Origin of the sequence: Micromonospora sp. LOL_021, assembly GCF_048060215.1 — a bacterium.
Lineage (GTDB): Bacteria > Actinomycetota > Actinomycetes > Mycobacteriales > Micromonosporaceae > Micromonospora_E.
The window spans coordinates 25276-40534 of record NZ_JBHMIN010000057.1 but is presented as its reverse complement, the minus strand read 5'-3'; the positions used below and the strand labels follow the sequence as shown (position 1 = coordinate 40534).

Here is a 15259-nt window from a genome sequence, read left to right as displayed (position 1 = left end):
TGCGTTCATCCCGTTCGACGAGCGGCTGGCGGTCATCGACGACGTCATCAAGCCCGCGTACGCCAAGCTGATCGGCTGAGCTGATCGGCAGACCGGGAAAGGCCGGCCGGTAGCCCGTCGACCGTCGACGTCGGTCCCCCGTTCGGGCCACCGGTCTCCGGCCACCCGGTCGGTGGCTGGTCGCGGAGGGCTATGTCCGGCGGGTCCCATCGGTGGTGTCGGCTCGACGTGGTGGGCGTAAGATGCTCGTCGCGCTCCGAGAGCACAGTTGCTCTCGAAGCCGGCAACACGGACCGGAACGTGTACTTAGCGTGATCAGGCAAGTGCTATTTGTCATATGTCGGGATAACCATCGCATCACACTCGCAGTGACAAGCCACCTGGGCTTTCTCTTTGCGTGGCGTCGTGATGGAATCTCGGGGGTCCGATCCGCCCGGGTCGGCCGATGGGCGGTGTCCGGTGCAACCGGACCGGCACCGATGAGGAGGGCGGTGACGTGAGCGAGCGGCCGAGGACGGCAGATTCATTCCTGTCGCGTCTCCGCCGGCCGGTTGGCCGGCTCAACGATCTGCCGATCTGGTCCAAGCTCGGTCTGATCATGATCGTGCCTACCCTGGCGACGATCGTGGTCGGCACCAACGGCCTCATCGGGCACCTGGAGACCGCCGGGAACGCGTCCCAGGCACGCACGCTAGCCACGTTGGCCGCTGCCTCCGGCGACCTGGTGCACGACCTGCAGAACGAGCGGGCCGCCGCGGTGCTCCTGCTCGGCACCGGGAACGAGCAACGCCGGCAGGGCTACCTCGATGCGTACAACGCCCTGCACGGCACCGTCGACGAGGCCCGGACGCCGTACTCGCAGCGCCGCGCGGAGCTCACCGACCTGCCGGTGAACTTCCGTAACCTGCTCTCCCGGATCGACCAGAACCTCGCCGACCTGCCCGGGGTACGCAGCCAGGTGGTCAACAGCGCCACCGCGGACGGCACCTACCGTCTCACCGAGGCTGCCCGCGCCTACGAGGTGCTGCTCAGCGACCTGCTCGACATCCGCGACTCGGCCGCCCAGTTGGCCAACGACACCGAGCTCAGCGACCACATGCGGGCCGCCGCTTCGCTGGCCCGCAACAAGGAGTTCCTCTCCCGCGAGCGGATCGTCGTGCTGCGGGCGTTCAGCCAGAACGCGCTGACCCCGTCGCTGCGTACCGACTACATCAGTACCCGGGCCGGCCAGGCCCAGTCCCGGCAGAGCTTCGAAGCTGCCGCCACCCAGGACGACCTGGAGTTCTACAACCAGACGGTGGCCGGACCGGCGCTGCGGGAAGCGGACACCTACGGCGGTTTCATCCGTGGCCAGAGCGAAGAGTCGATGCGTGACACGCCGTTCGACGCCGACGCCTGGGACGCGGCGCTGACCGGACACGCGGACCTGATCCGCACCGTCGAGCAGAAGATCGACAGCGACGTGGTCAACGAGGCCACCATCCTGCGCGACGACGTACAGCAGCAGTTGTTGGTCGAGACGATCCTGCTGCTCGTCGTTCTGCTGCTGGCGATCCTCTTCGCCGCTCTGGTCGCCCGGGCGATGGCGCGTTCGCTGCGTGAACTGCGGCAGGGCGCGCTCGCCGTGGCCCAGCACGGTCTCCCGCAGGCGGTCGCCCGTCTGCGGGATCCGCAGGTCACCGCGCAGACCTCACCGATGCAACTGGCCAACCAGATCGCCGAGCCGTTGCCGGTGCGCAGCAAGGACGAGTTCGGTCAGGTGACCGAGGCGTTCAACGCGGTCCACCTGGAAGCGGTGAAGACCGCCGCCGAGCAGGCCGCACTGCGATCCTCGGTGTCGACGATGTTCGTCAACCTCGCCCGCCGGTCGCAGATCCTGGTCGACCGGCTGATCAGCCACTTGGACCGGCTGGAGCGCGGCGAGGAGGACCCGGACCGGCTTGGCGAGCTCTTCCAGCTCGATCACCTTGCCACCCGGATGCGGCGTAACGACGAGAACCTGCTGGTTCTGGCCGGCGCGGACTCCACCCGTGTGCAGCGTGAGCCGGCGGCGCTGATCGACGTACTGCGCGCCGCGCAGTCCGAGGTCGAGCACTACACCCGGATCGAGTTCGGGATGGTCGACCGGGACATCGAGGTCGCCGCGCATGCCGTCAACGACCTGGTCCACCTGGTCGCCGAGCTGTTCGACAACGCCACGGCCTTCTCGCCACCGGACTCGCAGGTGATGGTCGAGGCCCGCCGGGTCGGCGACCGCGCCGTGCTCTACGTCGAGGACCGCGGTATCGGCGTCAGCGCCGACCAGCTGCGGGAGCTCAACGACCGGCTGGCCAACCCACCGATGGTGGACGTGGCGGTGTCCCGGATGATGGGCCTCGTCGTGGTCGCCCGGCTGGCCAAGCGGCACGGCGTCAAGGTCGAGCTGCGCCCGGCCGCCGACCGGGGGACCGTAGCCGACGTCACCCTGCCGACCTCGGTGCTGATCCCGCGGGCCCTCGCCGGCCGCAACGCCGCCCCGGCCGCGTTCGGCGCAGGTGGTGGCTCGGAGTCGCCTGCCGTCGCCGGTCGCCCGTCGTTTGCCGCGCCGCTCGCACTGGAAGGCGGCAACGGTCCGGCGGGTGGTGGCTTCGGTGGTCGACCGGCCGAGCCGCCGGCACCGGCCGGCCCACCGCCGCGACCGTTCGAACCGGCGCCCATCAACGGTGGCGGACCGGCGACACCGCCGGCCGCCCCGGCCCGCCCGATGCCAGCCTGGTCGGACCTGACCGGAGCGACCAACGGCACGAACGGTGCCAACGGCTCCGACGTGCTGGGCGCCCCGCCGGCCAACGGCCAGCAGCGCACCGGTCCGTTGCCGCAGCGCCGGTCCAACGATCACTGGACAGTCGACGGCGAGGTGACCGGAGCGGCGCCTACCAGCGGCATCCCGCGTCAGGCCCCCACCTCGCCGGAGACCCACGGCGCGCCGACCGGCCACCAACCGGTCAGCGGGCAGCCGTACGTCCCGCCGGTCTCCGCGCCCCCGGTGCGGCCGTTCTCGGCTCCGCCGGTGCCGCCGACAGCCGCCCCGCAGCCCGCCGCATTCCAGCAGCCGGCCAGCTTCCAACGCCCGCCTCAGCCTCCGGCGCACCAGCAGCGGTCGGCGACACCGACACCGGCCGCTCCGGCACCTTCGGCCGCGCCGCCGCCCAGCGCGGCGCCACCGGCCTGGCCGCCGGTCGCGGCAGAGCAGCGGGACACCCCGGCACCGCCGGTGCCGGAAAAGCTCGCTGCGGCACTGGACATGACCGCAGAGCTGCCGAGGGTGTCCCGGTCGGGTCCGGACAACACGGCGACCGCCCAGCATCCGACGGTCACCCCGCCAGCGGCACCCAAGCAGTTCGCCGATGAGACCATGGAACTGCCGATCTTCCGCGAGCTGGAGTCGGCCTGGTTCCGGACCCGGCGCCCCACCGCGGACGAAGCGCGGGCGGCGGCGGGAGCGATGATCAAGCAGTCCGGTGGTGCGGCCTCGACCGCCATCACCCAGCCGATCGCCAAGGTGGACGCCTCTCGGCCTCCCGCTCCGGCTTCGGAAGCCGGGACGACCGCGGCCGGCAGGCCCGGTTCGTCGCTGCCGCGCCGACCGGAGCCGGTGGCCGCCACCTCGCGGCCGGCCGCCGCCGGTGGCGGGGGTGGCGAGGGTCCGCCGGACAGCTGGCAGACTGCCGCAGACGACGGCTGGCGCGCGGCAAGCGCTGCGGCTGATGTCGAGGTGGCCGAAAAGACCCAGGCGGGCCTGCCGAAGCGGGTCCCGATGGCACAGCTAGTACCAGGTGGCGTAGACAAGGCGTCAAGTTCGGTACAGCGTCGCACACCGGAAGCGGTCCGTGGGCTATTGTCCGCGTACCACCGTGGTGTGCAACGCGGCCGTACTCAGCCCAAGGACGACCACTCGACCAACCCGGGGGCGACCCCGGGAGGGCAGCAATCCTCGCAGGCTGGCAAGGAGCATGAGGGATGACAACTACGCAGGATCTCGGTTGGCTGCTGGCCAACTTCGCCGATCGCGTGCCGGGGGTCGCTCACGCGATTGCGGTCTCAGCGGACGGTCTGCTCCTGGCGGCGTCCCGGGATCTTCCCCGGGACCGTGCGGACCAGCTCGCGGCCATCGCCTCCGGACTGGTCAGCCTCACCCAGGGCGCGGCGCGGTGTTTCGAGGGTGGTGCGGTGCTGCAGACAGTGGTTGAGATGGACAACGGCTTCCTCTTCCTCATGTCGATCTCGGACGGTTCGTCGTTCGCGGTACTGGCCGCCCGAAGCTCCGACGTCGGCCAGGTGGGGTACGAGATGGCCCTGCTGGTAGACCGGGTTGGCGAGGCGCTGACGCCAGCGCCCCGCACGGCCGCTGGAATGCTGGGCTGACCACGCTGACGAGACCGGTGCCGGCGTTGACGACCGGCACCGGTCTGCAGAGAAGAACTGGACGCTACGAGCTCCGACTGGTGGAGCTGCAGGCAGGACGAGAGGGGGTGACGGCAAATGACCGAGCGCGATGAACCGACCGGTGCTCTGGTCAGGCCGTACGCCGTTACCCGTGGTCGTACCCGGCCGAAGCTGGAAATCGCCCTCGAGGCGCTCGTGGAAACGACGGTGCGCGGCCGGTCCTCAGGCGCTGTGAAAGGCGGCTCGGGCCGGGAGCACCAATACATTGCCGCGCTGTGTGACGGCCGGCTGCAGTCGCTCGCGGAAATCGCGGCGCGGATGCAGCTCCCACTCGGAGTAGCCCGGGTCATCATCGCGGACATGGCCTCGGACGGCCTGGTCGCGGTGTACGAGCCGACATCCCTGGACGACACGAACGACGCGGTGGGCACGGAACTGCTGGAGAGGGTGCTGAGTGGACTTCGCAGGCTCTGACATGGCGCACCGCCCCATGGCCGGGCGCGTGACATCGGCGAAGATTGTGATCGCCGGTGGGTTTGGCGTCGGCAAGACGACGCTGGTCGGCTCGGTCTCGGAGATCACGCCGTTGACCACCGAGGCGATCATGACCTCGGCCGGTGTCGGCGTGGACGACACGCGACAGGTGCCGGGAAAGACGACCACCACGGTCGCCATGGACTTCGGACGTATCTCGATCGACCGAGATCTGATCCTCTATCTGTTCGGTACGCCGGGCCAGACTCGATTCTGGTTCATGTGGGACGAACTGGTGCGAGGAGCGATCGGGGCGGTGGTGCTGGTCGACACTCGTCGACTGGCCGACTGCTTCGCAGCGATCGACTTCTTCGAGCATCGGCGGCTGCCCTACCTGGTGGCGATCAACTGCTTCGACGGCATGCAGTACCACGATCCGCAGGACGTGCGGGACGCGCTGGCCATCTCCAGCGACGTCCCCGTCGTCCCGTGTGACGCGCGGAACCGTGAGTCGACGAAGCACGTGCTGATCTCGCTGGTCGAGTACGTGCTGACCATGCGGCGTCAGCGTGCGGTGGCACCGGCCTGACCGCCGACCCACCCGGCACAGACTCTCCCGATCTCCGACCCGGACCGGCGGCACCTGACCCAGGTGCCGCCGGTAGGTGTCGTTGCGGCCGGTTGTCTTGTGGTACCTGTCGACCTCGGCGGGGGTGGGCGGCAGTGGCGCCTGCGGCACGACTGCGTACCGCGACGGGCGTACGGCGCACAGCGGGCACCACACGCGGGCAATGAGCCCGAGCACGTCAGCGCCCGGGAGGTGACCCCGGTCAGGAGTGGTGACCGGCCGGCCGGTACTCGTACTCGCGGCCGTCGCCCTGCCCGCTCTGGTCCCGGCTGAAGTCCCACCCGCCAGCGGCTTCCCGGCCGGGTCGCCCGCCAACGGCGTACCCGCCGATTTCCTGACCTCGTCGCCAGCCCCGGAAGTAGCCGTTGGTGTGCTCGGCGATGCTCGCCGCGTCCCGGACGATCCGCAGCGGGCGCTCGTCGCGCAGCGGTGAGCCCGGAACCAGGTTGGCCTGCGGCACCCGCTTCGGTAGCCCGGCGTTGGTCGCGGCACCGATGGACGGTTGCGCGGCCAACTCGGCGGCCCGCCAGCCGTTGTCCGCCTGCGTCGCGAATTCCGCCCCGTCAGCCTCCGGATGCCGGACGAACCAGGCCGACCGTGCCGCCGCGAAGATCAGCAGGTCGCCGTCGCCCTCATCGGGTACGGGCGGGGCGCTCAGCGGCTCCACGGCGGCCCGCCGGCCGCGACCGTACTCGGGGGGTGGCTGGGGAGCGTCCACGAGTCGCAGCGGTGGCGTCTCCACCGGCGCGTTGGGCCGGCTGTAGTCGTCGGGCCGTCCGTAGCCGTCGGGTCGGAAGTCGTCGTGACGGACCTGGTCGGTGACCGGCGGCTCGACCAGACGCAGCATCGGTGGCTCCGGCGGCAGGTCGTCGGCCAGCCACGGTGGCTTGACCCGGCCGCTGTGCCCGTTGGACGCAGCCGGCTGGTGCTCCTCGTGCCCTCCCGGGTAGCCCGGAGCGGGCTCGTCGCCGCCGTCAGGACCCGGCGGCACCAGCGGCCAGTTGGACCGGGAACCGGGTGGTGACGACGTCGGCGGACCGGGCCGCGGGGCGGGAACGGGCAGGCTGTAATCGGTCGCGGAGAAGCCTCCGGTCGGCGGCTCGGCGAGCGGCGAATCACTGGCCGGCGCTGCCGAGGCCGGTTCGCCGGACGTCGGTGCCCCAGACATCGGGCTGCCGGAGATCGGGTGCGCCGACACCGGCGTCCCGGAGATCGGTGCCGTACCCGCCGGTGGCGCCGACCGTGGCGCGGTGGCCGGGGCGGGGCCGGCCGGACCGGCACCTGCCCGGGTGTTGGGCCGAGGGGTGATCGGGGTCGGCCGGCGCTGTGCCCGCGCGTCGTTGATGGCGGCCGTGGTGAGCGTGGCGCGGAACGGCTCGCCGGCGTCCGCCGGCGCGATGCCGGGACGTTGCGCCGGCATCGGGGTCATCCCGGGCGGTGGCGGGGGAGGGGCGGACACCGGACGGTCGCTGCCCGGATCGGCGGAGCGCCGGGCCACCGGGGCGAGCGGGGTGAGTGGCGTCGGCGCGTTCGGCGGTGGCGCCACCGGGGCCGGTGCCACCGGCGGTGTGGTCATCGGCTGGGGGGAGGTGGGAGCGCCGCCGCCGACCGGCTGCGGACGGGCCCGCCGACCGCCAGCGGGGGTACGACTCGGGCCGGCGTCCGGGGCCGGCGGTACCGCGTGCAGCCCGGGTGACGGCGGACCGGAGGTCGGGTCGGCGGCCCGCCGCGCGGCGTGCGGCGCGCCGATCGGTGGCGGGGTGACGACCCGGGCGGTCAGGGTGGCGACCAGGGCGTCGGCGGCGGCGTCGCAGGCCCGGACAGCGGCGACGGCGTGCCGCACCGTCTCGGCGGTGGCCGAAGTGAGCGCCTTGTTGACGGTGCCGCGGCGGGGCGACTCGACGATCGCCACCCGTAGGGCGGTCACCGCCGCGTCGATCGTCTGCGCGTCGGCCACCCCGTCGGACGCGAGGTGGGCGGCGACCGCGTCAGCGGCGACGGTGAGCTCCCGGTTGCGTGAGCTGGTGCCGCTGAGCATGCCCGGCTCCGGCAGGGCGTCGAGTACCGCGAGCGCGACCGGCTCGGCCGGGTCGGGGTAGGCCCGCAGCGCGGCCGGGTACAGCTCCCGGAGCACCTCGCGCAGTGCCACGGCGGCGGCCTGCCGGCCGTTGGCCAACGCGGCGTGCGCGGCCAGCACCGGCTTGTACGCGACGAGGTCGCGGGAGACGGGTAGGGCCACTGCGGACATCGCCCCGGCCTGGAGCGCTCGGGCCAGACCGACGGCGCGCCGCTGGGCCGGTGCGGAGGACATCTCGTCCAGCGACTCGTCGTCGGCGAACCGTTCGGCGTAGTCGTCCGCAGCGTCGTCGTCGGCCACGGCGAGTGGGCGACCGGCGGCGGTCAGCAGCGAGGTGACGACGTGGTCGTCGCTGTCGGCGGCGATGGCAGCTCCGCTCGCGCCGCCCGACCGCTCGATGAGCATGCAGCTCAGCCAGGCGTAGCCAGCCGGGTCGTCGCCGATCTCGCAGACGTCGAGCAGCCGGCCGGCGTCGTCGACTATCGCGGCGGACAGGGCCGGACCGGTCGAAGCCGACCGGGCAGCCCGGTCCGCCGATGCCAGACCGCAGTACACCCGCACGAGCGCCACCGCGCCGTCCTCCTCCCGGACACCCGTCATGCCAAGGACTGATGGTCCCTGGTGAGGGGTCAGTCGCGCCAGTCCGCAGCGGCAGAGATCTTGCCGATAATCGTGCGCCAGCCGAGACTTGCCGTTTGTGCCCCGATTTTCTTCAACTTGCGGCGGGCCATGAAACCACTGATGCCGCCGTCAACCGTCGACCTTAGCGCCTCGTCAAGATCGTCCAGCCTGGATCCGGTGGAGAGCATGTCCAGCACCGAGGGCATCCGCAGGGCGTACGCGAGGTCCCTCGCGACCTCGCCGGACTGAATCAGCAGCGCCGCGTCCCAGGCGTCGTGGCCGCCCCGCAGGTTCTCCACCACGAGGTCGAGCTCGTAGGTGTCCTCCGGGAGCGCCGAGATGTCCGCCGGCTGCAGCCGGTCGACCAGATCCGGCCAGGTGTCCAGCTGTGCGAGGTCGTGCGACGCGCTGGACCGGACGAAGCTGACCAGCGCCTCGGGGTCGCGGAACAGCAGCAGCTTGCCGCGGTGGCTGAGGAAGATCGGCACCTCTTCGCCGCTGTCGGCCGACTCGGTGTCGTCGTCGGCGTCCTCGTCGTCGGCGTCGTCACTCCCACCGGCTGTGCCACCCTTGCCGGCCTTGCCACCCTTGCCCGACTTGCTCGTTGACCCGTCCTGCTGCTCGTCTTCTTCCTCGGCGAGCGCTGCGGCGAACTCCTCGTCGAGGATGACCACGGACTCGTCGTCCTCGTCCTCCTCGGCGACGGCCCGCTGCCGAGCGGCGAACAGGTCGTCCTCCTCGCGCTCGGAGATGTCGGTCGGGGTCAACGCGGCGGACGACCGGTAGGCGCGCAGCGTGTAGCCGACACCAGCCGGCAGCGCGATCTCGACCGGGTCGATCCGTACGTCCTGCCAGAGCGACCGGTCGGCGGTCAGCGCCGCGTCGTCAGCGGCATCGTCGAGGTCGGTCGCGTCGGCGTCGGCCGTCGCGACGTCCGCCTCGTCGTCAGGACCGTCGGATCCGGCCGTGCGCCGGTCGGCATCGGGCTGGTTCGGCAACTTGGCCACGCTGACCTCCGTGTGTTCTCCGGTGACGGCGCCCAGACCCGGACTGTCGGGTGGGTGACTCTGCGCACACCCTAGTGGGCTGCCCGCCGTGTGGCATGCCCGCACCCCGTCCCCGCCTCAGTTGGCTGCCGTCAGGTAACCCTGTTCGGCGGCCCGCTGCATGATCCACTGTTCCTGGTACCAGCCGGGCCGTCCGGTCAGCTCGGCGTGGTCGCCCCGTTGGACGATCCGGCCAGCGTCCAACACCAGGATCTCATCCATCGATTCCAGCCCGCTCAGCCGGTGGGTCACCAGCACCACGGTGCGGTCGTCGGCGGCGGCCAGCGCCGACGCCAGCACTGTGTCCGCCGACGCCGGGTCGAGCCCTTCGGTGGGTTCGTCGAGGACCAACACCGATGGGCCGGCCAGCAGCGCCCGGGCGAGGGCGAGTCGCTGCCGCTGCCCGCCGGAGATCCGGCTGCCGGCCGCACCGACCAGGGTCTGCCAGCCGTCCGGCTGGTCGCGTACCCAGTCGAACAGGCCGGCTGCGGCCGCCGCGGCGGCGAGGTCGTCGTCGGCCGCCGTGGGCCGGCCCAGCAGCAGGTTGTCGCGAACTGTGGCGTTGAACACGTACGCCTCGGCGAGCAGCCCGCCGACCAGCCGGTGTCGCGCTGCGGCCGGCACGTCGGCCAGGTCCACGCCGTCGATCGTCACCCGGCCGCCGTCCGGCGGCACCGCCCCGGTGAGTACACCGAGCAGGGTGCTCTTGCCGGCGCCGCTTGGCCCGACCACGGCGATCCGCCGTCCGGGCGGCAGCGACAGATCGAGCCGGTCCAACGCCGGTGACGTGCCGGCCCGGTACCGCACCGTGACGCCGTCGAGCACCATTGTCGGCCGCTGACGGCCGTCGGCCGCCGCAGCACCGGCCGGGTCGGCCGCAGCCCGTCCCGTCGTACGCGACTCCGCGTCGGCCTGCTCCGTCTCAGCCCGATCCCCGTCGACCTGTCCCGTCGCCGCCTGTCCCGCTTCGGTCAGCAACTCGGCGACTCGGCGCAACCCGCCGCGTAACTGCGCCCACTGCCGGGCGGCGGCGACCAGCGCCAGACTCATCTCGACGGCGGCCAGGGCGCCGACCGCGAGGACGCCGACCAGCACCCCGCCGACGCCGTCGCGCAACGCGGTCACCGTCACCGCCGCCACGGTCAGCCCGACGACGAGCACGCCGATGCCGTCGATCGCCCAGCCGGTCGCCGCCAACCGCCGCTCCAGCCGGGCGAGTTCCCGGGCCCGACGGGTGCTGCGGCGCAGGGCGTCGGCGGTGCCGCCGAACGCCGCCAGATCGGCCGCCCCGTGGATCAGATCGGCGCCGTCCGCCGCGAACTCGCCGCGCAACGGCGCCATCCGGTCGGCGGTACGCCGGGTGAGCAGCGCCGCGACCGCTGGCAGACCGCCACCGGCGACCACCAGCCCGGCCGCCAGCGCGAGCGCCGCCGCTGGGCTGACCGTCGCGGCACCGGCGACCGCGAGCACCGCGACGGTGGCCGCGGCGGCACCGGGCACCAGCACCCGCAGCAGCAGGTCCGGCACGGCCTCGACGTCGGAGACCAACCGGCTGAGGGCGTCCCCGGACCGGTCCTCGGCGGTCGGCCGGCGCGCGGCCAGCGCGGTGAAGATCCGGAACCGTACGTCGGTGACCACCCGCAACGTGGCGTCGTGGCCGGCCAACCGTTCCGTGTAGCGCAGCACGCCCCGGCTGATCGCCAGCGCCCGTACGCCGACGATCGCCACGGTGACCGCGTCCAGCGGCGGCCGACCGGCCGCGGTGATCAGCAACCACACGGCGGTGGCCAGCAACGCGAGCGCGGCCGCCTCGGTCGCCGCGGCCAGCAGACCGGCACCGACCAGCCGGCCGAGGTACGGCCGGGCCAGCGACAGCACGGTCCGCTCCGGCCAGGTGCCGGTCACGGGGTGGCCGCCGCGAGGTCGCGTCCGGTGATCCGGCCGGCGTCGAGCCGGACGACCCGGTCGACGCCGTCGACCAGCGCCGGCCGGTGCGCCACGATCAACGCGGTCCGGCCGGCGACCAGTTGCCGTGACCCGGCCAGGACCGCCGCCTCCGAGGCACCGTCCAACCGGGCGGTCGGCTCGTCGAGCAGGACGACCGGCGCGTCCCGGAGAAAGGCGCGGGCCAGTGCGACCCGTTGGCGCTGCCCGCTGGACAGGCCGTGGCCGCGTTCGCCGAGCCGGGTGGCCAGCCCGTCGGGCAGCGCCGCCACCACGTCGGTGAGCGCGGCGGCGCGTACCGCCGCCGCCAGCTCGGCCGGGTCGGCGTCCGGCGCGCCCAGTGCGATGTTGTCGGCGAGCGAGGCGGCGAACAGGTGCGCGTGTTGCGGCACCCAGGCGAGCCGTCGCCGCCACTGCTCGATGTCGAGTTCGGCGAGGTCGACCCCGTCGACGGTGATCCGGCCGGCGGTCGGCGCGACAAAGCCGAGCAGCAGGTGCAGCAGGGTGCTCTTGCCGGCTCCGCTGGGGCCGATCACAGCGATCCGGTCGCCGGCCCGGATGGTCAGGTCGACATCCCGTAGCGCCGTGGTCCGGGGGTAGGCCACGGTGACCGACTCGAACCTGATCTCCGCCGGCGGTGACCCGACGACCGCCGGTGCCGCTCGGCCCGCCCGCCCACCGGCGTCGGCGTCGCGAGCCGGATCGTCCTCGCTGATCAGGGTGAGCGCCTCGTCCAGCACGGTCAGACCTTCCATGCTGGCGTGGAACCGGCTGCCCGCGGTGCGCAGCGGCAGGTACGCCTCCGGGGTGAGCAGCAGCACCAGCAACGCGGTGGACAGCGCCATCCCACCGGTGAGCAGCCGCAGTCCGATCGGCACCGCGACCAGCGCCACCGCCAGGGTGGCGACCAGCTCCAGGACCAGCCCGGATAGGAAGGCGATGCGCAGCGTACCCATGGTGGCGACCCGGTGCCGGTCGGCCATCCGGCGTACCACCTCGGCCTGCGCCCGCTGCCGCCCGAAGGCCCGCAGCGTCGCCAGCCCTGCCACCATGTCCAGGAAGTGCCCACCGAGCTGGGCCAACCGCCGCCACTGCCGTTCGGTCGCCGCCTGCGCGTGCCAGCCCAGCAGGGCGCCGAAGATCGGGATCAGCGGCAGGGTGACCGCGACGATCAGCGCGGAACTCCAGTCGGCGAACGCCAGCCGGGCGAGCACCGCCACCGGTACGGTCACGCTCAGCACCAGCTGCGGCAGGTAGCCGGTGAAGTAGCCGTCGAGGGCGTCGACGCCCCGGCCGGTCAGGGTGGCGAGCTGGCCGGCGCGCTGACCGGACAACCAGGCGGGGCCACGTCGGTGGATCGCGGCCAGCAGGTCCGCCCGCAGCTGCGCTTTGACCGTGGCCGCGGCGTCGGCGGCGAGGTGACCCTGTGCCCAGAGCAGCACGGCGCGGCCGGTGACCGTCAGGACGAAACCGCCGAGCGCGGCCCGGTCCAGCTCGCCGCCGGCGGCCGCGGCCAGCACCAGCGCCAGCGTGGTGGCCTGGGCGATGATCAGGCCGGCGGCGACCACACCGAGTACGCCGAGCAGCGCGAGCCGTACCCGCACCGCCGGCACCTGGCGCACCAGCCGTGCATCGAACGGCCGGCGGCGACCGGCCCGGTCGGTCGGTGCGGTGGCGGTGCCGGCGGCGCTCACCAGCTGAGGTACAGCGACGTGGGCAGCAGGAGCAGCGCGGCGGCGACCACACTCGCGGCTGCCGGCCGCAGCCGGGGTGCCGGACCGTCGAGCAGCAGCCGCTGCACCCGGGCGTCGAGCTCCAGGTCGGCGGCGCCGAGGGCACCGGCCGGAGTGATTCGGCTGCCGGCGCTGGCGAACCGGCGCAGCGCGGTGGCGAGCGGCTCGTCGGCGTGCTGACGCCGGGCCTTGTCGTCGGCGCGCATTTCGACCAGCAGGGCGACCGCGTCGTGCGCCGCCCGCAGCCAACGCACCCGGGGCAGTGCCCGGCACAGCGCGGTGAACGGCAGCAGCACCAGATCGTGCCGCTCGTCGGCGTGCGCCCGCTCGTGGCTGAGCACGGCGGCGAGCTCGCCGGGGCCGAGCATGTCGAGCGTGCCGGCGCTGACCACCACGGTCGGCCGGACCCCGGGCAGGCAGTAGGCGGCCGCGCCCGGGTGGTCGAGCACCAGCGCGCCCGGTGCGGCCGGGTCGGCGCGGCCGACCAGGGCGAGCAGGTCGCGGTGGCGACGCTGGACCCGTACGGCGGCGAGCAAACTGCGTACGGTGGATCCGAGCAGGACGGCGGCGATCGCGGCGGCGAGGCCGACCAGCGCCAGCCGGACCGGCCCCAGCCCGGCCGGGAGGACGCCCGCCGGCCAGCCGTGTCCGGTGGCCAGGCTGGTCACCCCGGTGGCCAGGTCACCGACGAACAGGCCGGCGGCGCGGCCCGGCCCGGTGCCGTACGGAGCGAGCCCGACCGCCAGCGGAACGCCGATCGCGGCCAGCCCGACCGCCAGACCGAGCGCCTGCCAGCAGAGGATCGCCACCCGAGGGCTGCGCCAGGTCCAGCCGGGGCCGAACCAGACCGAGCGGGTCAACGCCTGGGCGGTGAGATAGCAGGCGAGGATCACCGCGGCGAAGTGCGCGCCGTGTGCCATGGCAGCGTCAACCCCGCCGTTCCGCCGCCTGCGCCTGGTCGGTGAGCGCGGCCCGGAGCACTTCGGCTTCGGTGCCGGTGACCGACCTGGCGAACCGGACCAGGGCCGCGTCCCGGCTGCCGGCCAGGTCCAGCGCGTCGAGCATCAACTGGGCGATGTACGCCTCACGGCTGGCCGCCGGCTGGTAGTGCCACGCCCGGCCGGCCCGCTCCCGGCTGACCATGCCCTTGCCGGTCAGCCGGTCCAGCACCGTCATCACCGTCGTGTACGCGAGGTCACGGTCCTGCAGGGCTTCGGCGACGTCGCGGACGGTGACCGGCCCGGCCGCCGGGTCGCGGTCCCACAGCACGTCCATCACCGCGCGTTCGAGGTCACCCAGTCGCGTCACCCCACAATCCTATCGCCCGTAGTAGACGTGCGGACCGCGACACCTGGCTGCCTCGGCTCGCCGGCCCTTCCTGTTGGTACCGGCGTCGGAGCACTCGACGGTGAGGTCTAGGCCGGTCTGCGCCAGTACCGGCAGGTCCAGTCGACCTGGTGGAGCTCGTCGTCGATGCCATGAGCGCGCCTGAAGTCGTCGACCGCCTGACGACAGCCGCGTACGGCGTGATAGTCATCGATGATGACGTAGCCGCCGGCAGAGAGCTTTGGATACAGCGAGTCGAGCGCCACCATCGTCGAGTCGTACAGGTCTCCGTCGAGTCGCATGACCGCGACCCGCTCGATGTCGGCCGTCGGCAACGTCTCCTCGAACCATCCCGGCAGGAACCGGACCTGGTCGTCAAGCAGGCCGTACCGGCGGAAATTTGCCTGAACCCGATCCAGCGGCACTGCAAGGAACGGCTCTTTCCAGAGGGCGTCCTCTACATCCTCGAGTCGATCGGGATCCGGTCGGGGCAGCCCTCGAAATGAGTCGGCTACCCAGACCACGCGATCGGTCTCCTCGTACGCCTTGAGTAGCGCCCGCATGAAGATGCAGGCGCCACCGCGCCACACCCCAGTCTCGATCAGGTCCCCAGGAACCTGGTTCCTGATCACCTCAGTCACACACTGTTCAAGGTTGTCGAGTCGCCGTAGGCCGATCATCGTTTCGGCTTCTGGGGGCCAGTCGCGGCCGTTCCCGCGTTCGTCCGCGTCGAACGGGAATCGCACCACGATGTCCATGTCCCGCCGGTTGAGTAGCCGCTGACCCTTGCGGAGCAGAGTGCTCCGCAATGAATTGCGGCGCGGATGGTAGCGAATCCACGATTCGCCGAAGGCGTATCTTGTCAGGGCGCGCTTCATGAGGTCCAGGTACATGGCCCGTGGGTCGCCAGGGGCGGTGACGGTGGGTTCCGGGTCTATGGCCGGAATGACGCTCATGTGAACTCCTTCTGAGAAGTAGTCTCATC

At 72.5% G+C, this 15259-nt stretch carries 11 protein-coding genes; 4 read left to right on the top strand and 7 right to left on the bottom strand.

Annotation, left to right across the window (positions count from 1 at the left end):
• Positions 1–496: 496 nt before the first annotated feature.
• The 4 genes from ACFHWT_RS26945 (at position 497) to ACFHWT_RS26930 (ending at position 5488) form a co-directional block, all read left to right on the top strand.
• Positions 497–4003 (top strand): nitrate- and nitrite sensing domain-containing protein, encoded by a 3507-nt coding sequence (locus ACFHWT_RS26945; RefSeq protein WP_416597482.1) that lies wholly within the window; start codon positions 497–499, stop codon positions 4001–4003.
• Complete coding sequence (locus ACFHWT_RS26940; RefSeq protein WP_278171351.1) at positions 4000–4404, top strand: roadblock/LC7 domain-containing protein; 405 nt, start codon at positions 4000–4002, stop codon at positions 4402–4404. The genes ACFHWT_RS26945 and ACFHWT_RS26940 overlap by 4 nt, the downstream gene beginning before the upstream one ends.
• 117 nt (positions 4405–4521) lie before the next feature.
• Positions 4522–4899 (top strand): DUF742 domain-containing protein, encoded by a 378-nt coding sequence (locus ACFHWT_RS26935; protein ID WP_123605492.1) that lies wholly within the window; start codon positions 4522–4524, stop codon positions 4897–4899.
• Position 4900: 1 nt separating this feature from the next.
• Positions 4901–5488, top strand: a complete 588-nt coding sequence (locus ACFHWT_RS26930) for a GTP-binding protein (protein ID WP_123605491.1) — start codon at positions 4901–4903, stop codon at positions 5486–5488.
• Between the two features lie 241 nt (positions 5489–5729).
• Here ACFHWT_RS26930 and ACFHWT_RS26925 read toward each other — a convergent pair whose 3' ends face one another.
• The 7 genes from ACFHWT_RS26925 to ACFHWT_RS26895 all read right to left on the bottom strand — a co-directional run bounded on the left by ACFHWT_RS26925 (position 5730) and on the right by ACFHWT_RS26895 (position 15167).
• A complete protein-coding gene (locus tag ACFHWT_RS26925; protein ID WP_416597481.1) occupies positions 5730–8204 on the bottom strand; it encodes a transposase in 2475 nt (824 codons plus the stop codon).
• A gap of 29 nt (positions 8205–8233) precedes the next feature.
• Positions 8234–9268: a DNA primase gene (locus tag ACFHWT_RS26920; RefSeq protein WP_416597486.1), complete on the bottom strand. Its 1035-nt coding sequence runs from the start codon at positions 9266–9268 to the stop codon at positions 8234–8236.
• Positions 9269–9349: 81 nt separating this feature from the next.
• On the bottom strand, positions 9350–11176 hold the full coding sequence (gene cydC / locus ACFHWT_RS26915; protein WP_416597480.1) for a thiol reductant ABC exporter subunit CydC: 1827 nt from the start codon (positions 11174–11176) through the stop codon (positions 9350–9352).
• Positions 11173–12909, bottom strand: coding sequence for a thiol reductant ABC exporter subunit CydD (gene cydD, locus ACFHWT_RS26910; protein WP_416597479.1), 1737 nt, complete (start codon positions 12907–12909; stop codon positions 11173–11175). Before cydD ends, cydC begins: the two co-directional genes overlap by 4 nt.
• Positions 12906–13868 (bottom strand): M56 family metallopeptidase, encoded by a 963-nt coding sequence (locus ACFHWT_RS26905; protein ID WP_416597478.1) that lies wholly within the window; start codon positions 13866–13868, stop codon positions 12906–12908. Before ACFHWT_RS26905 ends, cydD begins: the two co-directional genes overlap by 4 nt.
• A 7-nt stretch (positions 13869–13875) precedes the next feature.
• Positions 13876–14256 (bottom strand): BlaI/MecI/CopY family transcriptional regulator, encoded by a 381-nt coding sequence (locus ACFHWT_RS26900; RefSeq protein ID WP_416597477.1) that lies wholly within the window; start codon positions 14254–14256, stop codon positions 13876–13878.
• Between the two features lie 107 nt (positions 14257–14363).
• Entirely contained in the window at positions 14364–15167 is an 804-nt protein-coding gene (locus ACFHWT_RS26895) for a TylF/MycF family methyltransferase (RefSeq protein ID WP_416597485.1), read from the bottom strand.
• Between the last annotated feature and the right edge of the window lie 92 nt (positions 15168–15259).